Annotated in this window: 18 protein-coding genes; 10 read left to right on the top strand and 8 right to left on the bottom strand. The window is 45.5% G+C overall.

Going from position 1 to position 21,969, the window contains the following annotated elements:
• Window positions 1–841: 841 nt before the first annotated feature.
• The 4 genes from A142_RS22645 to hemC are packed head-to-tail and all read right to left on the bottom strand — an operon-like array spanning window position 842 to window position 4,938.
• Window positions 842–2,023 carry a heme biosynthesis protein HemY gene (locus tag A142_RS22645; protein WP_019825213.1) on the bottom strand — a complete coding sequence of 394 codons (1,182 nt, stop codon included), beginning with the start codon at window positions 2,021–2,023 and terminating at the stop codon, window positions 842–844.
• Window positions 2,023–3,249 (bottom strand): uroporphyrinogen-III C-methyltransferase, encoded by a 1,227-nt coding sequence (locus A142_RS22640; RefSeq protein WP_019825212.1) that lies wholly within the window; start codon window positions 3,247–3,249, stop codon window positions 2,023–2,025. The genes A142_RS22645 and A142_RS22640 overlap by 1 nt, the downstream gene beginning before the upstream one ends.
• Window positions 3,250–3,268: 19 nt before the next feature.
• A complete protein-coding gene (locus A142_RS22635; RefSeq protein ID WP_019825211.1) occupies window positions 3,269–3,997 on the bottom strand; it encodes a uroporphyrinogen-III synthase in 729 nt (242 codons plus the stop codon).
• A gap of 2 nt (window positions 3,998–3,999) precedes the next feature.
• Window positions 4,000–4,938 carry a hydroxymethylbilane synthase gene (gene hemC / locus A142_RS22630; RefSeq protein ID WP_019825210.1) on the bottom strand — a complete coding sequence of 313 codons (939 nt, stop codon included), beginning with the start codon at window positions 4,936–4,938 and terminating at the stop codon, window positions 4,000–4,002.
• A 344-nt stretch (window positions 4,939–5,282) separates the two neighbouring features.
• Between hemC and A142_RS22625 the strand changes: the two genes are divergently transcribed.
• Window positions 5,283–7,811, top strand: coding sequence for a class I adenylate cyclase (locus A142_RS22625; RefSeq protein ID WP_019825209.1), 2,529 nt, complete (start codon window positions 5,283–5,285; stop codon window positions 7,809–7,811).
• Window positions 7,812–7,882: 71 nt separating this feature from the next.
• On the opposite strand, the gene cyaY is transcribed toward A142_RS22625, so the two are convergent.
• Window positions 7,883–8,197, bottom strand: coding sequence for an iron donor protein CyaY (gene cyaY / locus A142_RS22620; RefSeq protein WP_017061010.1), 315 nt, complete (start codon window positions 8,195–8,197; stop codon window positions 7,883–7,885).
• 75 nt (window positions 8,198–8,272) lie between these two features.
• Between cyaY and lptM the strand changes: the two genes are divergently transcribed.
• The 8 genes from lptM (at window position 8,273) to A142_RS22580 (ending at window position 18,243) form a co-directional block, all read left to right on the top strand.
• A complete protein-coding gene (lptM, locus tag A142_RS25795) occupies window positions 8,273–8,389 on the top strand; it encodes an LPS translocon maturation chaperone LptM (protein ID WP_017068592.1) in 117 nt (38 codons plus the stop codon).
• 42 nt (window positions 8,390–8,431) lie between these two features.
• Window positions 8,432–9,685 carry a diaminopimelate decarboxylase gene (gene lysA, locus A142_RS22610; protein ID WP_017061012.1) on the top strand — a complete coding sequence of 418 codons (1,254 nt, stop codon included), beginning with the start codon at window positions 8,432–8,434 and terminating at the stop codon, window positions 9,683–9,685.
• A gap of 11 nt (window positions 9,686–9,696) precedes the next feature.
• Window positions 9,697–10,527: a diaminopimelate epimerase gene (dapF, locus tag A142_RS22605; protein WP_019825208.1), complete on the top strand. Its 831-nt coding sequence runs from the start codon at window positions 9,697–9,699 to the stop codon at window positions 10,525–10,527.
• A gap of 43 nt (window positions 10,528–10,570) precedes the next feature.
• Window positions 10,571–11,269 (top strand): DUF484 family protein, encoded by a 699-nt coding sequence (locus tag A142_RS22600; protein ID WP_017061014.1) that lies wholly within the window; start codon window positions 10,571–10,573, stop codon window positions 11,267–11,269.
• Complete coding sequence (xerC, locus tag A142_RS22595) at window positions 11,238–12,170, top strand: tyrosine recombinase XerC (RefSeq protein WP_019825207.1); 933 nt, start codon at window positions 11,238–11,240, stop codon at window positions 12,168–12,170. Before A142_RS22600 ends, xerC begins: the two co-directional genes overlap by 32 nt.
• 15 nt (window positions 12,171–12,185) lie before the next feature.
• Window positions 12,186–12,902: a 5-amino-6-(5-phospho-D-ribitylamino)uracil phosphatase YigB gene (gene yigB, locus A142_RS22590; protein ID WP_019825206.1), complete on the top strand. Its 717-nt coding sequence runs from the start codon at window positions 12,186–12,188 to the stop codon at window positions 12,900–12,902.
• 169 nt (window positions 12,903–13,071) lie between these two features.
• Entirely contained in the window at window positions 13,072–15,570 is a 2,499-nt protein-coding gene (locus A142_RS22585; protein WP_019825204.1) for a bifunctional diguanylate cyclase/phosphodiesterase, read from the top strand.
• Window positions 15,571–15,762: 192 nt separating this feature from the next.
• On the top strand, window positions 15,763–18,243 hold the full coding sequence (locus tag A142_RS22580; RefSeq protein WP_029405647.1) for a bifunctional diguanylate cyclase/phosphodiesterase: 2,481 nt from the start codon (window positions 15,763–15,765) through the stop codon (window positions 18,241–18,243).
• A 145-nt stretch (window positions 18,244–18,388) separates the two neighbouring features.
• On the opposite strand, the gene A142_RS22575 is transcribed toward A142_RS22580, so the two are convergent.
• Window positions 18,389–18,985 carry a tRNA-uridine aminocarboxypropyltransferase gene (locus A142_RS22575; protein ID WP_019825201.1) on the bottom strand — a complete coding sequence of 199 codons (597 nt, stop codon included), beginning with the start codon at window positions 18,983–18,985 and terminating at the stop codon, window positions 18,389–18,391.
• Window positions 18,986–18,987: 2 nt separating this feature from the next.
• Window positions 18,988–20,532 carry a COG3650 family protein gene (locus A142_RS22570; protein ID WP_019825199.1) on the bottom strand — a complete coding sequence of 515 codons (1,545 nt, stop codon included), beginning with the start codon at window positions 20,530–20,532 and terminating at the stop codon, window positions 18,988–18,990.
• 39 nt (window positions 20,533–20,571) lie between these two features.
• On the opposite strand from A142_RS22570, the gene A142_RS22565 reads away from it, so the two are divergent.
• Window positions 20,572–21,039 (top strand): EVE domain-containing protein, encoded by a 468-nt coding sequence (locus A142_RS22565; RefSeq protein ID WP_019825197.1) that lies wholly within the window; start codon window positions 20,572–20,574, stop codon window positions 21,037–21,039.
• An 86-nt stretch (window positions 21,040–21,125) separates the two neighbouring features.
• Here A142_RS22565 and A142_RS22560 read toward each other — a convergent pair whose 3' ends face one another.
• Window positions 21,126–21,953 (bottom strand): Cof-type HAD-IIB family hydrolase, encoded by an 828-nt coding sequence (locus A142_RS22560; protein WP_019825195.1) that lies wholly within the window; start codon window positions 21,951–21,953, stop codon window positions 21,126–21,128.
• Window positions 21,954–21,969 lie beyond the last annotated feature (16 nt).

Below are 21,969 nucleotides of genomic sequence, written 5' to 3'. Positions count from 1 at the left end.
GCAGGGCTTTTTTACATTTGAAGAAAAGTGCTTTGCTTACAGGTTATATGGGGGCTGTAAAGACACTGAGCCCCTGCTCTTCATGTTATTCCGGCACATATCAGAAAGCCTAGTCTGACGACTAGGCTTTCGTCGTTTCCAGTATCTGAGTTTAGTATTCGTCTTCGAGTTTTGTAGAAGCGTTCTCCGTTCGTTGATCTCGAGCTCTGATATTCCGACACTTATTATCAAGCTCTGCTCTCTCTAACAGCGCTTGATTACGTAAGTTTATATTTGTGGCTATTGATTCGATGATTAACTTTTCCAGAGCGCCTCAGAGAGGTTTACTTCCTACTAATTTGAACTGGCTGATAAAGATGCCTCGTTTTTAGTAATAAGATTTTGTTGGTTTGAAAACAATTGTTCCCTTCTACTTCAAAGAAGTGACTAACAGAGCAGCTACGAGGAGCTTCCCTGTTTTAGCGTTTATAGTTGGAATATTAATAGCTAATTCAGTGTGATTTAAAGTGGGTATCTGTCGGCGGGTAAATATCTTTAAGCGCCTTCTCTCAAGGTGATCTCCATTTACTCTTGAGCTTCTAGATGTCACTTTTCTCTATGACTCCTCTCGAACCTCTTATAAGGGCTTGTTTATAAGAATGGTAAAACTACGTACAGACACAATTAAAGTTCTTCTTCGTGTGTTTGAGAAGCTCAGTTGAGCAATTTCATGGTTAGTTGGTATTGGTCAGGTAAGAGTTTGATGAGCTTGGTTTATAGCTATTGTAGAAGTTATCTAGGGGTAAATAGCAGATACAAAAAAGCCGATGCTAGACATCGGCTTAGTTTGAGTCGCTTTGAATTAAGCGGGCTGAACTAGAGCGAGCGCTTTACGAGAAACCTCGTGAGCTGCTTTCGTTAAGTTTTGCTTCTCTAGTGCGTCAGATAGGTATCCGTAATCTGAAACATTTGAGCGAAGTGCTAGGGCTTTTTCGAAGTGGCTTTGTGCTTCCGCCCACTTCTGCTCTCTTAAGTAAAACTGAGCCAGCGCGCTGTGTGCTTCGGCATTACCACTATCTTTACTGATTGCGCGTTCTAGCATGACCACTACTGGGTGGTGATCGGCTAGATTCAACTCTGGAAGCAACATGTAGAGCTCATTTGAACCATTCTTTGCAATGTTCTCTTTGATCACTGTGAAGGCTTCTGAGTCAGCTTTACGAGCTATCAGTTGCTTCACAAAGCAGGAAACAAGGTGAGAGCTTTGTTTCTGCTTTCTTGAAAGCTTGTTCCAATGGCTGATTAAACCTTCGCTACCTTGTTGTTGAGCTACATCATGAAGTAATCCACATTGTGCTTTCTGTTCTAATTCACGTTGTTCATCAGCTATTAGAAGCTTGTTCTTAACTAATTTAGGCGTTAACTCTAGCAAAGGCTGCCATAACTTCAGTTGCAAGTAAGTGGCTTTTAACAGGCCAAGCACAGCAGTGTTATTAGGGTATGTGCCTTTTAGGGTAGAAAGTGTATCGAATGCAGCTTCGTAGTTTGACTCGCTGATTTGCTGTTTAGCTTTAGTTAGCTCTACCGCCAGTAGAGAGTCGTCCTGTTGGCTAGCAAGCTCGATGTACTTATCACGCTCACTTGTATTACCTTGCTCGTGTGCCGCTTGAGAAGCGACTAAATAACAAAGTAGAGGCATGTCGTGATGATTAGCCCAGCGAGTTACTTTCTTCTCAGCGCCTTTCCAGTCACCTTCAAGCAGCTTGATGATGCCTTCATTGGTATAACGACGAGAGCGCTTCAGCTTACGAACACTGAACCAATTCCAAGTTGTCGAGCTTGCGTACATAAGCTTTTTAAATAGGTACTCTAAGCCGAATAGAGCCGCTAGAAGAGCAATGACGAAGATAACCAGTGTTGTTACGCTCATCTCAATGGTCTTATTCGCAATTGAGATCAGAACGTAGCCTTGTTGACCAGAGAACTGAGTACCAACAATTAACCCAGCACCTAGAACGAGAAAAAGAAAAATCCAACGAATCATTATTTTTCCTCCGTGGTCATAACGGTGACTTCACGACGTAGGCGCTCACGTATCACATCTGACAACTCATTTTGAGATTCAAGCTTTACAGGGTATTTCACAGAGATGTTCTGTTCACTTAACTGTTTAATTGCTTTCTCAAATTCAATCACTGAGTTGATATCTTGGTTTAGATACGCTTTCGACCATTCGCTAGCGGTATTAAGAGCTGCGCTATACAGTTCACCTTGTTCTTTGTAGACGGCGCGAATCGCGGTTTCTAATTTACCTTTGATGTTTTCACGCAGGTAGAAGTGCTGTTCAGGAGAGAGTAGAGGGATAACTTCGCCATCACGACTGCGGAAGGTGATGAAGTTTTCTGAGAAGTCTTTCATCGACGTCATCAGGTTATTTTGCCAATCATTAATATCTTGCGATACTGCTTTTTTCTCAACAACTGCGGCTTCTGGAAGAATAGCATTGGCAAGCGGCAGCGAATCGACTTGCTGCTGAAGACTTGTGATGCGTAGAACTAAGCCATCACGGTCGATCAGAGGAATAGTGCGAAGCTTGGTAATGTCATTGGTCATTGATTGACGCAGTGACACTAAGCTAGGGTCGTTCAGTGCTGCGATACGTTGATCGGCACTTTCCATTAACTTAGTTGCGCTAACGGCATCATGCTCTAGAAACAGTTTACGTCCTGCTAGTTTCACAAGGTAATCGGCTTCGGCAAGTAACCAGTCATTCGGGCGGCGACCTTTAACGTCAGCCACTGCTAACTGTAGGCTTTGAATGCTCTTTTGCTGTTGAGACTGTACTACCTGAGTTTTCTCCACCGCGTGCGACGCTTCTTGGATAGTCTCTTGCTTGATGGTTTGCAGGTCTTTATTTACTGCAGATTGGGTATTCTGAAGTTGCGCTTGAAGAGTGGCGATTTGAGCCGAGTACTCAGCACTCTTTTGCTGCATTTGAAATGCGATACCGCCACTGAAAATAATAGAAATAGCGATCGCAATAGCACCTAGCTTGACACCGCGCTTACCTTGCTTTTCTGCTTTCTCTATTTGCTCTTTATGCTCAGCTTGAGGCTGTTCATTATTAGCGGTATTTGAGACAGAGGCATCGAGCTTCTGTTCAGATTGTTTTGTCTCTGTAGAGTCAGCTTTTTCGCTTTCAACAACAACTGGCTGAGTGTCTTGTTTCTTTTCAGGTTCAATATGCTCATTATTTTTTTTGCTTGTCATGCTTATTTCCTGTTTCTAGCTAGGGCCGGAGAGCAGCCAGTAATATTTGGTTCGTAGCACTGTGAGTATTGGTCACGTTCGAGAAACCGAGTTGTTGTGCTCGTTCTACAATGCGCTGGCTTGGGACAAATAGATGTCTTGTTGACAGCCAAGCCAAATACTCATCAGGGGTAATTGAGCAGAGATACTCCAATTGTTCCTGACTAGTGATGACAACTTTGGACGCTTTTTTGTTTATCCATGTTTGATAGGTATTGTGGTCGCTAATGGGAATATATTCTCTACGGTAGGTCTCACAATAAGAGACTTGTGCACCTCGATTGAGTAGGGAATCTCTAATGAGCTCACGCCCACCATTACCACGTAGTATCAAAACGGACTTATTTTCTACGCCATTAAGTTCAGTAAGTTTAAGAAGATGTTCACTATCACTAACTTGAGGGTAGTTTACTTTTTGTTTACAGACTTTGCTTAAAACGTGCGCAGTTTTTTGACCAACGCCAAGATAAAGCGGCGAAGTGGGCCAAATGGATGAGGTTTTCGAAAGGATGTTTTGAGCAGCGGTCACGGCGTGGTGACTGACTGCAATAATGATATCGCTGTTATTAAGCTGGGTGCTTAAATCCGCAGAGTTTGGATTATCAACGATACGAATCAGCGGATGATGGATTGCTTGAATTCCTTCATCCGCTAGTTGTTGGCAAAGCGATTGCCCCTCTGAACCGGGGCGAGTCACCAACACAGTCATGGTTATTCTTGGTCAGCGTAGAGTTTGGTTAGGATTTCTCTTGCACCATCATCCAGCAATTGATTTGCTAGAGTCACGCCAAGCGCTTCTGCGTCTTTACGAGGACCAGAGATCTCACCACGAACCATCTTCGAACCATCCGGTTCACCAACTAATGCACGTAGCCAGATGTTGTTGCCATCTAATAGTGAATAGCTACCGATAGGCACCTGGCAACCACCTTCTAGAGTAAGGTTCATTGCTCGCTCGCAAAGTACACGATCAGCCGTGTCTTTATGATTCAGCGGCTCAAGAAGCTTGATTAGACGTTCATCATCTAGACGGCACTCAATACCAACAGCGCCTTGGCCTACAGCTGGTAGAGACTGTTCTGGTTCGATGAAGCTGCGAATACGCTCTTCTAGCTCTAAACGCTTAAGGCCAGCAGCAGCCAGTACGATCGCATCGTATTGACCATCATCGAGTTTACCTAGACGAGTACCAACGTTGCCGCGCAGCTCTTTGATGATTAAGTCAGGGCGAGACTCAAGTAATTGACACTGACGACGCAGGCTGCATGTACCCACGACGGCACCTTGTGGTAGCTCGTCGATATTGTTGTAGGTATTTGAAACGAAAGCATCACGAGGATCTTCACGTTCACAAATCGTCACCAGACCTAGACCTTCTGGGAAGTCTACTGGGACATCTTTCATTGAGTGAACTGCTAGGTCAGCACGACCTTCTAGCATTGCTACTTCAAGTTCTTTAACGAACAGGCCCTTACCGCCAACTTTAGCAAGCGGAGTATCGAGGATGATGTCACCTTTGGTCACCATAGTTACCAACTCAACCTCTAAACCAGGGTGAGCAGCTTGCAGTGCATCCCTTACAAAGTATGCCTGCCAAAGGGCAAGAGGGCTTTTTCTGGTCGCGATACGGATTGGTGCTGAATTTGTCATGGTGGTTCCGATATAGGTTCTGTAATAGCCTAATCCTACCATTATGAGGCGAGAATTCTTACTGTTTGATCATTCGATACTTTGATAGCTGAGAGATTTTCATTAGTTCACCAAAATAGTGTGATTGGTATCTCATTTGAAACATGGGCTATTATTAGAAATAGTCAATAAAGAGGACACTACGGCGCCGTGAGTTTAACTTTCTGTCATCAAGGAATTGACCAGTATGACGGATTCCTTTGCTTTACCACTAAGGGTAAAAGTGTTAAATTGATCACGTTTTGTTGCTGCTTTCGTTCAGTAACTAAACAGAACTGCACTTAACCTCAAACCAAGGACTTACCTTGCAGGCTTACACTCAAACTTTGATTCAACGATTAGACAATCTAAATCAGCAGCGCATTGATCGTGCGTTGGCGTTGATGAATGTGCAAGGCCAGCGAGTTTTCAACCTTATTCCCGCACTGCTTCACTTCAATCACCCGATGATGCCGGGTTATTATGACCAACAAGTTCCTTTTGGAATTCGTAGCTTCACGCTTAATGAATTCCAAAAGCAATTTGTCTCTGATACCGAATTAACGCTGGGTGGCAAACTTACCGAGGCTGCTGAACCTGCAATCCTTGGCTTGTACACCATGGGTAGTACTTCTTCTATTGGGCAAAGTACCTCAAGTGATCTTGATATCTGGGTGTGTGTGTCTCCAGATATGGATGGCGCATCTCGTGATAGCCTTACCAACAAATGTTTGCTGATTACCGATTGGGCTGAGACCTTAGGTGTGGAAGCTAACTTCTTCTTGATGGATGAAGAGCGTTTCCGTTCGAATCATTCGGAAGAGATGACCGGTGATAACTGTGGTTCTTCACAGCACTTGTTACTGCTTGATGAGTTCTATCGCTCAGCGGTTCGTTTAGCCGGTCAACGTTTGTTGTGGCAAATCATTCCGCCTGAAATGGAAGAGTGCTACGACGAGTATGTTCAAGGTTTATGTCAGGACGGCTATCTTGATTGCTCGCAGTGGATCGATTTCGGTAAGCTAAATCGTATTCCCGCTGAAGAGTACTTTGGTTCAAATCTATGGCAGCTCTATAAGAGTATCGACTCTCCGTATAAATCGGTGTTAAAGGCGATCCTGTTAGAAGCCTATTCATGGGAATACCCAAATACTCAACTGCTGAGTATTGATACCAAGCGTCGCTTCTTCGCGGATGAACCGGATCTGTATGGCATGGATAGCTACTATCTGATGCTTGAGAAGGTAACGCGCTATCTAGAACGCATTAACGACCACACTCGATTGGACTTGGTGAGACGTTGTTTCTACCTTAAGACCCACGAGAAGTTGTCACGAGATGCGGGCATTGGTTCTGTTGCGTGGCGTCGTGAAGCCTTAACTGAGATGACTAAGTCTTGGAATTGGGGACATGAAACCATTGCTGAGCTCGATAACCGCCGTAACTGGAAGGTTGAGCAGGTTAAAGTGGTACACCATGCACTGCTTGATGCCTTGATGCTGAGCTATCGTAATCTGATTCAATTTGCGCGTCGCAACGACATCACTTCTGCAATTAGCCCACAAGATATTAGTATTTTGGCGCGTAAGCTTTACGCTGCGTTTGAGGTATTGCCAGGTAAAGTGACGTTACTGAATCCGCAAATCTCTCCTGATCTGCATGAACCAGACTTGAGCTTTATCGAAGTTCGTCAGGGTCAGTCGAATAAAGCCGGCTGGTACCTGTATAAGCAGCCATTGGTAGCGCATCGTATTCTTGGTCAGCCTTCACTTGAGCACCATGAGTACTTGAGTAAATTGGTTGCTTGGTCATTCTTTAATGGCTTGATTACGGAGTCGACGCGTTTGCACTCTGTGGTGCGTGATGCTCACATTGATATCGATAAGTTCTATCAAATGGTGAGCGATCTGCGTAATACGTTTTCTTTGCGTAAGCGTCGCCCGAGTATGCAAGCACTGGCGAGTCCGTGTGAGATAAGCCAGCTCGCGATGTTCATCAACTTTGAAAATGACCCAACTTCTGAGTTAAGTGGTCGTGCATTAAAAGTGGACCTCAAGAATGCTGATATCTTCAGCTTTGGTGAAGAAGGTAAGAGCTTAGTCGGCAGTGTCGATCTGGTTTATCGTAACTCTTGGCATGAAGTACGTACGCTTCATTTCCAAGGTGATACAGCAATGTTGGATGCACTTAAAACGGTTCTTGGCAAAATGCACCAAGATGCGTTGCCGCCAGAGTCGGTTGATGTGTTCTGTTACAGCAAAAACCTGCGTGGTGTGATGCGTAATATGGTGTATCAACTGCTTGCTGAGTGTATCGACTTACGATTGAAACCGATTGAACCAGAGAAGCGTCGCCGCTTTAAGGCTATTCGTTTAGCTAATAAGATGTTTGGCCTGTTCTTCGAGCGTCGTGGTGTATCGGTACAGATGTTGGAAAACTCGGTCGATTTCTACCGTAGCATCTCAACCAATAAGCTCAAAGGCTCACCTTTACTGATGCTCGATAAAGAGCAAGAGTATCAGCTACCAGAAGTGGTGGATGGTTTTGCGAGTGAGGGCTTGATTCAGTTCTTTTTCGAAGATACCGACAAAGGCTTCAATATTTATGTATTGGACGAGTCGAACCAAGTTGAGGTCTACCACCAGTACAGCGGTGAAAAAGATGAGATGATCGCGAGCGTGAATTCTTTCTACACATCGGTAAAAGATGAGTCGAAGATGTCGTCTAAGTTGATTAACTTTAATCTACCTCAGTACTACCAAATCGTTCATCCTGAAGAGGGCAATTCTTACGTTGTGCCTTATCGTAACGATGCAACTTTAGCTTCTCGGAGCTCAAAGATAGTCAACATCTAGTCTTACTAAGCCTGATTGATATTAAAAAAGGAGTGATTGATTCACTCCTTTTTAGTTTTGCTTACAAATGATTAGACCCAATCGATCGCTTCACCTGCGTGCTTCACGCATTCTTCTTTAACCATCTCAAACAGCTCCATGCCCGTCTTTGAACATGTCCACTTGTCGTCAACTAGCTTGAAGTGAAAGCCACCAGATTTAGACGCTAACCAGATTTCTTTCATTGGTTCTTGGCGGTTAATGATGATTTGGCTGCGGTTCTCAAACTCCAGCGTCATCACGTTACCAGTCACTTCGTAATCAATATCTGCCTCTGATTCATCGATAGCTTCTTCGATGTTTTGCATCTGTATATCGACCAGCTGATGAAATTCAGTCTCGTTCATCCTTTCTATCCTATTGCTTTTCCTGAGTGTGGTGCGATTATAGGGGGCATTGAGTTAATAATCACGATATGCAAAATGAAAAAATTAATTACTGCTCTATTTATGATGTCCGTTATTGGACTTTCTGGTTGTGGTCAAACGGGTCCTTTGTACGATCCTGATGAAGTTCAGCAAACCGAACAATCACAATAAGTGAAAACACGCAGAAATCGTTATTTATAAGGGATAAGAACTTTGGATTACTTCAACTATCAGGAAGATGGCCAGCTTTGGGCTGAGGACGTCGCACTTTCACAACTAGCAGAGCAATATGGTACACCGTTGTATGTATATTCTCGTGCAACATTAGAACGCCACTGGAATGCGTTTGATTCATCGGTTGGTGAGCATCCGCACTTGGTGTGCTATGCCGTTAAAGCTAACTCAAACCTTGGCGTGTTGAATACTTTGGCTCGTTTGGGCTCAGGTTTCGATATCGTTTCTGGCGGTGAGCTAGAGCGTGTGGTTGCTGCCGGTGGCGATCCAGCAAAAGTTGTATTCTCTGGTGTCGGTAAAACAGCCGCTGAAATGAAGCGTGCGCTTGAGTTGAACATTAAGTGTTTCAACGTAGAGTCTGAGCCAGAACTAGAGCGACTGAATAAAGTAGCTGGTGAGCTTGGTGTTAAAGCGCCGATTTCACTGCGTATCAACCCAGATGTTGATGCCAACACTCACCCTTATATCTCTACTGGTCTGCGTGATAACAAGTTTGGTATTGCTTTCGACCGTGCTCCGGCCGTTTATGAGTTTGCAAAAACACTCGATAACTTGTCTATCCATGGTATTGATTGCCACATTGGTTCTCAACTAACGGATATCGAACCTTTCATCGATGCAACCGATCGCCTGCTTGCGCTGATCGACCAGCTACGTGCTAACGGTATCAACATCAAACACCTTGATGTCGGTGGCGGTTTGGGTGTGGTTTATCGTGATGAATTACCACCACAGCCTTCTGACTACGCGAAAGCCTTATTGGCTCGCCTAGACAATCATTCTGATCTAGAGCTGATTTTTGAGCCTGGAAGAGCGATTGCTGCTAACGCTGGTGTATTATTAACGAAAGTCGAGTTCCTCAAGCCAACTGAGCACAAGAACTTTGCCATCATTGATGCAGCAATGAACGACCTAATGCGCCCAGCACTTTACCAAGCTTGGCAGGATATTGTTCCTGTGAGCCCTCGTCAGGGTGAAGCCGTGACTTACGATTTGGTCGGCCCAATTTGTGAGACAGGCGATTTCCTAGGTAAAGATCGTGACCTTGTGCTTGAAGAAGGTGATCTGCTAGCAGTTCGTTCAGCGGGTGCTTATGGCTTCGCTATGTCATCTAACTACAACACTCGTTCGCGCGCGGCTGAAGTGATGGTGGATGGCGATAAAACTCATTTGGTTCGTCAGCGTGAAGAGCTTACGAGTCTGTGGGAACTTGAAAACATTCTTCCGGAGTAATTTTAAGCGTTATGCACTTCCACTTTTCTAAAATGCATGGTTTGGGCAATGATTTCATGGTCGTGGACTGCATTACTCAAAATATTTTCTTTTCTCCAGATTTGATCCGTCGTTTGGCGGATCGTCACACTGGCGTGGGCTTTGATCAGCTACTTGTGGTTGAGGCTCCCTATGATCCAGAAACTGATTTCCATTACCGCATATTCAATGCGGATGGCAGTGAAGTGGAGCAGTGTGGCAATGGTGCGCGTTGTTTTGCACGATTCGTTCGCATGAAAGGCTTAACGAATAAGTACAGCATCAACGTGAGTACCAAGAAAGGTAAAATGGTTCTCAAGATTGAAGAGAATGACCTGATCACGGTGAACATGGGTATTCCTGAGTTCGAACCCGGTAAGATTCCATTCAAGGCCAAGCAGCCAGAGAAGACGTATATCCTAAGAACGGATGTACACACCTTATTCTGTGGTGCGGTAAGCATGGGTAACCCACATGTGGTTACCGTGGTTGATGACGTCGACACGGCTGATGTGGACACCTTAGGCCCGCTACTTGAATCACACGAACGTTTCCCTGAGCGTGTTAATGCTGGCTTTATGCAGGTCGTTAACCGTGAAGAAGTTCGCTTGCGTGTTTATGAGCGCGGCGCGGGTGAAACTCAGGCATGTGGCAGCGGAGCGTGTGGCGCAGTAGCCGTTGGTATCACTCAAGGCTTACTGGCTGATAATGTGAAGGTTCGTCTACCTGGCGGTGACTTACACATTAGCTGGCAAGGCCCGGGTAAACCTCTGTTCATGACAGGCCCTGCAACGCATGTGTTTGATGGTCAACTTTCTTGCTAATAATGACCCAAAACAAATAGATTCATAAAATAAAGGATAGGTTTTGTCTTACGTTGAAGCCGACGCACTCACCGCAGAAGTGGTCGCGGAATATTTACGTGATAACCCAGATTTTTTCCAAGACCGAAAAGATTTGGTTGATCGCCTTGCTATCAATAACGTTGAGCAGGGCGCTGTTTCTCTGGTTGAGGTTCAGCTTAAACGCCAGCGTCATCGAATCGAAGAGCTTGAAGAAGAGATCACTGGCTTGATGTCGTTGGCGGCAAATAACGATAAAACCTTCTATGAGTTTATGGATCTGCAAGCGCAAGTGCTGAAATGCAGTGACTTTATGCAGGTGATAAAAGCCGTTGAACAAAAAGCGTTAGATCTTGGGCTTAAGGCTCATGTTCGTATTCTTTCGCAATCTGGTTTTTATCAGTTGAGTGCTGAGGGTTACTCTAAGTTTTCGCTTAACCATTTCAATGGTAAAGATGCTTATCTTGGACGCTTGAGAAAAGCCGACAGACACGATTTGTTTGGTGATTATCCAGTTCCAGAGCTAGGCTCTTATGTAGTACTACCGCTTGCTAAGCAGTCTCCATTGGGTTTGCTCGCCTTTTCTAGTGAAGATGGCGGACATTTCCAACCCCATATGGATACGCTCTTTTTACGCCATTTAGCACTTGTTGTCGCTCATTTGGCGGACACCTTACCTTGGCAGATAAATAATGAGCCTAGAGCCCAAAATACCTCTTCCTAACAGCCTTCAAAAGCCACTTTCTCGCTTCTATGAATATCTCAGAAGCGAGAAGGGGCTCAGCCTACACACCCAACGTAATTACAAACAACAACTTGAAACCATGGCCGGTCATTTAGTCACTCTAGGGCTAAAGGATTGGGGTCAAGTCGATGCGGCGTGGGTAAGGCAACTGGCCAGTAAAGGCATGCGTGAGGGAATGAAGGCGAGCAGCATTGCAACGCGCTTATCTTCACTACGCAGCTTCTTTGATTTCCTTGTGCTGCGTGGCGAAATGACCGCTAATCCAGCCAAAGGTGTTTCTGCTCCACGTAAACAGCGCCCTTTGCCTAAAAACCTCGATGTCGATGAAGTCGGTCAGCTGCTTGATGTGAATGAGGACGATCCACTGTCGATTCGTGACCGAGCGATGATGGAGGTGATGTATGGTGCTGGATTACGACTGGCAGAACTGGTCGGCATCAATCTGAAAGATGTGTTGGGTCGACAAGGCGAAATTCGAGTAATTGGTAAAGGCGACAAAGAACGCAAAGCGCCTTTTTCTGGTTTAGCAAAAGAGTGGGTCGATAAATGGCTCAAAGTGCGCGGTGAATTGGCTTCACCGGGTGAAAGCGCGCTGTTTGTCTCTAAGCTTGGGACTCGTATCTCTCACCGCAGCGTGCAAAAGCGCATGGAAGAGTGGGGCAAGAAGCAATCTGTTGCGAGCCACATCAGCCCGCATAAACTGCGTCACTCCTTTGCAACGCATGTGCTGGAGTCGAGCCAAAACCTTCGTGCTGTTCAAGAGTTGCTTGGCCATGAAAACATCTCGACGACCCAAGTGTATACCCACTTAGATTTCCAACACTTAGCACAAGCTTATGATCAGGCTCACCCGAGAGCTCGTAAGAAGAATAAAGATTAGATTAAAGGGTTTATTATGCGAATTTATCGAGGGTTAAAGCCCATCAAAGCCATGACCTTTGACTTGGATGACACCCTTTATGACAACTGGCCTGTGATCATGATGGTAGAAAAAGAGATGGCGCAGTGGCTTTACCAAAAGCACCCAGTGTCGGTTTCTTTATCGCTTGAAGAGTGGCAGGGCATTAAGCAGCAAGTCGCCTCTGAAAACCCAGCTTTAAAGCATGATGTTACCGTTTGGCGTGAAACACAGATTAAGAGTGGCTTACTGCAGTTGGGCTACTCTCAGCAGCAAGCTGAACAGGCGGCTCGTGAGGGGATAGAACATGCTTTGTGGTTGCGCAATCAAGTCGATGTCCCTCAAGAAACGCATCGAGTGATGGCAGAACTTAGCCAACGCATTCCTTTGGTTGCGATTACCAATGGCAATGTCGATCCACATAAAATTGGTTTAGGGCAGTATTTTCAACTAATCCTTAAAGCTGGCCCAAACGGTAGAGCAAAACCTTACCCAGATATGTTTGATAAAGCGCAACAATACTTAGATGTTGATGCCATCAACATTCTTCATGTCGGCGATCACCTTAGAACGGATGTTTACGGAGCTAAGCAAAATGGCTTCCAAGCATGCTGGTTTAATGACATTGGTTCCAATTTATACCTCTCTTCGAAGGCGAGTGTGCTGCCTGATGTTGAAATAGAGCAACTTAGCGATCTCATGCGACTAATTTAAAGACCTCTGTAAGCTTATTGTGTCGCATTTATGATATTGAATTGTTACATTAGTCGCAATTAAATGCCTGTTTAGGCTAGGATAATTGGCGACTACTTTTTATCGATTCATTTCAGTCATAGCAGTGGTTGCGGGTTGTTACTTCACTCGATTTTGAACAAGGGTTGGCATGCAAACATTTACATTTCTCGCAAATACTGAGGCGTTATTTAGAGCTCAATTTGATCAGCGAGAATGGTGTGACAGCAAACAGTACCTTATTCAAATTTTCTCAGCACAATCTTCTGATATGGCTCGTCGAATCGCGAGTGTTGCCCTCAATCGTTTAAGCAATGCGACGCTAATCGGTCAGAGTGCTCGTCATGTTATCTGTGACAACTGTCTTGAGAGTACATGTACTTTAGTCATCATCAGTGAGTTTAATGAAACCCGTTTAACCTCCGCGGTTCAGCCGTTTACTGGCAACCCAAATCAAGACAGCCAAGATCTCGCTTCTCAACTGGGCCTTACAGAAGACACCAAAACGGTTATCAGCTTGTGTGATCAGGTTGAAGGGCGTGATTACCCTATCTATAGCGCTTTTGAGAATTTACCTTACGCCTTGCCGATTGCAGGTGGACTGTGTCATGAGAATGAGTTTGGCCGTTGGGTTATGTATAACGAGCAAACCTACCAGCACGCCTGTGTTGCGGTGGCTCTGACTAACCCAAGATTGAAGGTTTGGTCGGACGCGTACTCAGAGTGGAACCCAATTGGGATGAAGCTACGAGTCACACATGCAGTCGGAAATCGCTTATACGCGTTGAACGACAAGCCAGCTATCGAAGTATTCAAACATTACCTTGCGGATGGCAAAGACCTTCCTTTTAGCCAGCTGATGAGCTTTCCGCTTTATCGAGAACTTGGCAGGAAGAAGGGTATCTCGACGCCTCTGCGTATTAATGATGATGGCAGTATCGAGTTTGATAGCCCTTGGCATGTCGGTGAAGAGGCGCAGTTTTGTTATAACCACCCCTCTTTGACCGCTGAAAAGGTGCGTCATGGTGCCGAGATGCTAGCCATGCATCAGCCTGAATCGGTGATCATCTATAACTGTGTGTCTCGACTTGAGTTTATCGATAGTAAACTGGAGCTCAAGCCATTTGAAGGGATAGTGAATACGTGTGGTGCCTACTGTATGGGGGAGCTATACCGCAATGAAGACCGCCAAGAAATACTGCATCACAGCCTGACTTATATCGCTATGCGCGAGTCTGACGAGATTAAAGAGTTTCGTTGTGAAGATTTTCAGTGTGGCTCAACAGTGTCGCCATTACTTAACCTGGTCAGAAATGCAGTCGCTGATCTCGATAGTATGAATACTCAGATGGAAAAGAAGCTCCATCAACAAGCGCGTCGCTTAACCGAGAGCTATCGCATTGACTCACGCACTGGCTTGCCGAACCGTATCGTATTGAAGGAGCGCCTCAATACGATTCTATTTAGTGAACACTTACTCACATTAAAACTCACGAATTTCCATCAAGTTAACGAAAAATACGGCTATCAGGTAGGTGATCAGTTACTGCTTGATCTGTCTAATCACTTTATTGAGCGATTGCAGCTTCGTGTCGTGAAAGAGCCTCGCGTGAAGGTTGAGCTGTTCAGTATTGGGGTCGGAGAGTGGGCGATTATCTTTAACGCCAGTGTTGGTAGTACAAAAATAAAAGAAGGTTTCGTTGAGTTTGCCGATGACATCGAACACATAAATTTTGAGCCGTATGGTTTGGCTGATATTGATTACCTGTCAGTTTCTCTGTGTGGCGGCTTTGCTAGTCGTTGTGATTTCTTAACCGACAGCGGTGACGAGATCTTATTGAAAGCGATCGAAGCTCGACGTTATGGGGTGCGGAACAATACCCACATCACCAATGCCAAAGACATTCAGGTGAGCGAAGAGGACCGCAAAGAGCAGCTCGGTTGGTTGAGCTGTGTGAGCCGTGCGATTTTAGATCAGAACATCATTACCTACTCTCAGCCGATTGTGGAATCGGGCACTCACGAAATGATTGGCCAAGAGTGTTTAGTCAGAATCATGGAGTCGGACGGTACTATTGTGGCACCAGGAAAGTTCTTACCTATCATTGCCGACACGCACCTCTACACACGCCTTAGTCGACATATGATTAAGAGCACTATCGGCTATATGGCGGATAAACAGAGTTCGTTTTCTATCAATCTATCCCCACAAGATTTGTTGAGCGACAAGACACTTGAGGTACTCGAGACTGCGATCAGTGGCATGAACGATCCTACTCGACTTGGTTTAGAGGTTCTCGAGTCAGAACAGATAAAAGATTATGGCCGCATGATTGAGGTGTGTGATCACTTCCGCGCACTCGGAGCGAGAATTATTGTTGATGACTTTGGCTCTGGTTACTCCAACATCGATGAAATCATTAAGCTTGAGCCGCAGATCATTAAGCTCGACGGTAGCTTGATTCGTAATATCGATAAAGACCAAAAACAAAGAAATATCGCCTCTCAGTTGGTTCGCTTATGCCAAGTGTTCAATGCCAAAACGGTCGCTGAATTTGTCCACAACCAACAAGTTTGTGAGATAGCAGAGCAAATGGGTGTCGATTATCTGCAGGGCTACTACTTTGGTGAGCCTAAGCGACTGTTTTAGCTGCTAAAGCTTCCAGTATTGTATAACTACTGACGATAAAAGTACTGCGCCGCCATTAATGACTGCTTTTTGGCGGAATGAATGATGTCTAACTAAGGTCACATTATTCATAGCACGATCGTAAGTATTCCGTGCAAGCCTTATCTATAATAAGCACAATAACAAATCATTAACGTAACGATTAATGTGAATATGCAGTCGACTTCTCTCCTGATACAAGACATTGAGCAAACCCAACTTGAATTGGAAAAGATAGATTTTCATCAACATGAAAGCCTACTGATTCAGGTGTTTTCGTCTTTCGAGAAAGGTTCTGTTTTGGCTGCCTGCCAAGTGATTCAATCGACATTCCCCAATGCCAAACTGATTGGTTGCAGCGCTAACCACTACATCAGCCAAGGCGTCATCCTGCACCAAGGGCTTTATCTGATTGTTACCCGCTTTGACGCGACCTCTTACTCTTGTGGTGTTGTCGAATATAGCGAACAACCATTGCTCGATAGTCATGCTATGTGGCAGCAGCTTGAGTGCAACCCCAGTACTCAAAGCATCATCTGTTTCGCAGACCGTTTGCAGATAAATAACCGAGATCTATTTTCATCATTTGAACAGTCGAGATATTCATTACCGATCTGCGGCGGTGCATCGACCATTACAGACAATGGGCGATGGGTGATGTTAGACGGCATTTGCTATGAGAATGCCTATGTGATGCTGGCGCTGCACAGTGTCGAGCTCTCTATCGTTAAGGGTTACTATACTGAATGGAATCCGATTGGCCGGACTTTCCGGGTGACAGGTGCTCAAGATAACCGGTTGCTGGAGTTGGATGGGATGCCTGTTCGTGAACTCTATAATCGTTACCTCGCTGATGGCCTCGAAGTGCCTTTTGAGCAACTGCATAATTTTCCCTTGATGGTCGGTGACCCGAAAGAGCAAAACATTCACTTACCGCTCAAGGTAACGGAAAGTGGAGAGATAGAGTTCAGCGGCCTGTTCCAAGTGGGCGATGAGGTCCGGTTTTGTTATGACCATCCATCATTGACCCTAGAGCAGATACGACTGGGCATTCAACAGATCGCCTCTCATAGACCAGAACAGTTCTTCATTTATAACTGTACCTCTCGTATCGACTTTATTGATGGCAACCAAGAGGTTGAGGTTTTCCAAAAGTTGGCCGACAGCTATGGCGTTTACTGCATGGGAGAACTTTATCAAGAGAATAGCCAACAGCGAATCTTGCACCATAGCCTCACTTACCTTGCGCTTAGAGAAGGCGAGGGTAAGGCGGTATTGTCATTAGAGACACAACCCGCGACCAATATATCCCCTCTGTTTTCATTGATCCGAAATGCACTGCTTGATGTCGATGACATGAATAACAGTATGGCGAGTAAGATTCAGCAGCAAGCCACCGCATTGACGGCAAGCTATCGAATTGATCACCGTACAGGTTTACCTAATCGCAGTGTGTTGCGTGAGAAGCTGTCGAAGATGAGCAGTGACAGCCACTTGCTAGCTTTGAAGGTGACGACCTTTGGTCAGATCAATGAGAAGTACGGGTATCGAGTAGGTGACAAGCTTCTACATGACTTGAGTGAGTACTTTCAAAAAGCGCTGTGGCAGTTCTTTGATGAGGGTTGTCAGCTCTACAGTATCGGTATTGGTGAGTGGGCGGTGGTGTTTGATAGCTGGGCGAGCCAAGAACATATTCATCAGCGATTCTCGGAATTTGCTGATCAAACCGAGCATGTGAATTTTGAGCCTACCGGTTTACCTGATATTGATTACTTGTCGGTGTCTATCTGCGCGGGTATTGCCAGCCGTCGAGATTTCCCGACTACCTCTATTGATGACTTATTGTTGAAGGCGATTGATGCACGGCGCAGCGCCGTCAGCCAAAACAAACACTTAGTGAGTGCCAAGGCACTCATTCAATTGGAGAAGCATCGCCAAGAACAACTTGGTTGGCTGTCGTGCGTGAGTCGCGCTGTGCTTAATCAGAATATTGTGGCGTGCTCTCAGCCCATAGTCTCAGCACACAGTCATCAGGTAGAGAGCTACGAGTGTTTAGTTCGAATTGAAGAGGACGGTCAGTTGATTGCGCCGGGTAAGTTCTTGCCAATCATTGAAGGAACCCATCTCTATACACGCCTCAGTCGTCAGATGATAACGCGCACCTTCGATTTTATGAGTCAGCGAACCGATTCGTTCTCAATTAATTTAGCGCCACAAGATTTCAGCAATGAGAAAACCATTCTTCACCTTGAACAAGCCATCAAGAAAATCAGTCACCCACAGCGTATTGGCTTGGAGGTGTTAGAAACGGAACAAATTCAGGATTACGGTCGCTTGATTGAGGTGTGTAATCACTTCCGCGATCTTGGTGTGAATATTATTGTTGATGACTTTGGTTCGGGCTATTCGAACATTGATGAGATATTGAAGCTAGAGCCACAGGTGATCAAGCTTGATGGCAGTTTGATTCGCAATATTGATAAAGATAAAAAGCAACGCAAGATCGCTCAGCAGTTAGTGAGCTTATGCCAGATTCTTAATGCTAAGACAGTGGCTGAGTTCGTTCATAACGAGCAGGTGTGTCGTATTGCTGAAGACATGGGCGTCGATTACCTGCAAGGGTATTACTTTGGTCAACCTCAGCGTTTGTTTTGATGGAGCTGCGTTTCACGTGAAACACTCGTTGGCTCAATAACGAAAGTACGATGTAAAAAGGGTGAGCTTATGGCTCACCCTTTTTGTTTTTAGTATCTGTCCCGTCCTGAAATGTGCTTATTGCCTTCGCGCACGCCTGCTTAGTCTATTTGAGGGCGTGGCCACACTTGTCGGCGTGGAAGACTTTTAGATAATGTTGGTAATAGTCATCAATGAGCTTGGCAGGTTCGCTTTCATCTAAAGACTTGAGTAGCTCAATACCCACTTCACAAGTACACAAGTGGCCGCTGTCTTGATTGCGGCGCAAGGTGTATGAAGATTCGCTGGTAATGTCGAGGTGAACTTGCTGAATGGCTTGTAACCACGAGCTCTTATTAAGCATCTTCTTCGCTTCTTGCCATGTTCCATCCAAGATGATGAATAGCGGCTTACGACTCTGGGTTTGGGTCATTACAGCTTGTTGGCACTCGACACTTTGATCACTTGGGAACAACAGAAACGGTTGTCGTGTTTCATCGTCAAGCAGCGCCATTAGCTCCGCTGGTGGTGTCTTCCTTTGCCATACAATGGACTGACACTGCTCAAGGGATTGTTGAAGCAGCTTTCCGGTGTTGGTATCGCGCGACAGTTCATTCTCATGAGTGAGCAGTACAAGATCGATTTGGCTTTCGACACTAGGTATCAGGTGACAAATACATTGGTGAGTGAAGCCACAACCAGGGCAAGCTTGTTGGTTACTCATGTTTACAGCTTCACTCCACTTTGTGCGGGTGAGATACCATCAGCAAACAAAACCACGTCGCTAATATCAGCATCATCTGCAACTGGAGCAACACTAGGGTTGAGCGGGTAGCTGACACCAGAGTATGACAGTGTGTGTTTCGCCGGTGTTGCACCACCGCCACTGACATTGAAGATCAGATCCTGCCAGCCATGATTTTTAGACTTACCTACACGTATGTCGCCTTTTACCAGTGTTACTCGGCTATTGAAGCGCCACTTGTCTTGATGGTTCTCGAAAATCAGCAGTGTACAGCCACCAGAACCACACCAATCGAGTTGGGCGAGCAGCTCTTCTTTGCCGTCACCGTTGAGGTCGTAAGTTAACCAGCGGTATTTGGTGTCGTCAGGTGAGCTGTTGTTGATCTTAAAATACTCGCGGATCGCTTGGTCGACTGTTGGATCAAGTTGATCACTGGAGTTCACCTGCTTTGCGGTTAGATTAACGTTAGTGGTGGTATTTACTTGCGCTTGCGCACTCTTAGCTTCGAATAGCACCAGACCGCCATTGGCAATCGGATACACCACGTTGCCCACTTTCTCTTTTTCAGCGATTAGCTTGCCATTATCGAGTGTGAAGATACGCTCGGAGATCAAATACTGTTGCTGGTGGCGAGTCATAACCACTTGTACCTGATTTTGGTTCAGTTGCTGCCAGAAGCCTTGTTCAACAATAGAAGGGTCTCCATTGTTGTATGAATAAGTCGTGATAGCACTGTGGTCATTGTTGAGTTCAAGGTTGATAGAGAACCCTGAGTTTTGCGTTGAGCTAGCGAAGTAGAGTCCGCTCCAATCCAGTGTTGGATCTTGGTTAGAGACCGTCGCACAACCATTATAGTCACTGTCATTGAGGTTAAGCTTGGCATGCCACCCATAGATAGAGTCGCTCATGCCGTCACTACAGCTCTCTTTCGTAAGGTTGAGTTTGCCTTGCGCAGCTTTACCTTCTAATTGGTAGTCACGGCTGCTCGATGTGGTGCGGCTTGATTCAATATCGAGGGTCTGTGGCTGCTCACCCATCTTAGTGTATTTCAGCTGGTCTTTATCGAAGGTTGCTGACCAGAAGGGTTCATTACCAAATACTCGTGTTGAACGCAGTGGTTGGTCGCAGCGCTCTGGGTTCTCTGCGGTTAGGATGTTCACTTGGTCAACCACGAAACGCGCTGTGAAGTCTGCGTTATAACCCGTTTGGCTCGGCACGGTTAGGTGACCAATCAGCTCGCCATATAAAGCTTGGTAAGGTCTCGTTGAGAGCCCCTGTGCTTCTAACGCTAACTCTGGCGATAAGTCTAACCAGTATTGTTGTTGGCTACCGCAAGGAGTGAAGGTTCGGCTTTCGTGACCAACCACCACCTGACCACGCATGATGAAGGTTTGCGGTTGAATGCTCAGTGGCTCATCCAAGGTTGCTGGGGGCAGTTCAGGTTGTTGCGGCGTATCAGGTGCCGTAACACAGCCTTGTAGAGCGAACGCGACTAGCCATGTCACTGGGTTTTTCATTACCTTCATGTTATATCTTCCTCGGAGCAACCGTTAATTGGATTTATTATGGCATATTGGTTATTTAAAACAGAACCCGACACCTTCTCTATTCAGACTCTGAGAGTACAAAAAACCTCTTGTTGGGAGGGTGTACGCAACTATCAGGCTCGAAACATGATGCGTGATGACGTCAAGCTTGGAGATTTGGTGATGATATACCACTCATCATGCAAAAAAGTTGGCGTAGCGGGGATCGCTAAAGTAACCAGAGAAGCCTACCCAGACCACTTTCAGTTCGACCCAGAGAGTGATTACTACGATCCTAAGTCTTCACCCGATAACCCTCGCTGGATTATGGTGGATGTTGAATTTGTGCGAGTGACTGAGCGCTTGATTCCTTTGGCAACGCTTAAAGCCATGCCTGAACTCACCGAAATGCCATTGGTGAAACGCGGTAATCGCTTATCGATCATGCCGGTTACCGAACAAGAGTGGCAGGCAATCTTAAGCAAAGAAGTGCTAGGTTCTCGATAGCGTTAGAGAGAGCTTTTTGCGTAAGGTTCAAAAAAGACAGCCAGTTGGCTGCCTTTTTATTTATTCGGATTTTTTACTAGACTAGATTAAAGCAGGTGCTTTTCTAAGTAGTGCGCAACGGCATCGTCGGCGTTGCTGCCAATCACTTCATTATCAGGCAGCGCTTTAAGTACTTTTTCATGGGATGTGCCCATCACTAAGCCTTTACCTGCCATTGATAGTAGTTCGACATCGTTCATTCCATCACCAAAAGCAATACAGTTTTCTAGCTCAAGGTCGATAGATTGAGCCACGGCTTGTAGCGCATCGCCTTTAGAGACTTCTGCAGCCATCACTTCCAAGCACCAAGGTGTTGAGAAAGCGACATTCAATTTTTCACCAAACAGAGCGTTGAGCTCATCTTCAAATGGCACAAGGTGTTCATGTGATTTATTTGGGTGAGTACAGAAGATTTTAGCAATGCCTTCACTCGGTGCGGTATCTGCATCGTACAGTCGGTATGTGAAGCCTGTTTGATCGTGAAACTTTTTCATTGTTTCGTCATCACGATTTAGTAACCACTCATCGTTCATATAGATATGGATGAAGATCTCCGGGTCTTTCTTAAACACATCCACAACACTTTGCACTAATTCCGCAGGGATGTTCTTGGCATACATCAGATTGTCGTCTTGGTCATGCACGCGAGCACCATTCGAGGTGATCATGTAAGCAGGAATGCCCGTTTGTTTGCGAATACCGGCAACATCAACATGGTGACGACCTGTTGCGAAGATAAAGGTATAACCTTGTCCGTGTAACTTCGTGAGTGTTTGCTTGGTAAAATCGCTTAACTGATGGTTGGGAGCCAAAAGCGTACCATCTAGATCAGAGGCAACAATTTTCACGGAATCTTTTAGTGCAGGAATACTCATTTAACCCTCATTGCAA

Source organism: Vibrio splendidus 12E03 (assembly GCF_000272105.2).
GTDB classification, from domain to species: Bacteria; Pseudomonadota; Gammaproteobacteria; order Enterobacterales; family Vibrionaceae; genus Vibrio; species Vibrio splendidus_I.
The sequence above is the reverse complement of the archived record's forward strand: the minus strand, read 5'-3'. Positions and strand labels throughout refer to the sequence as shown.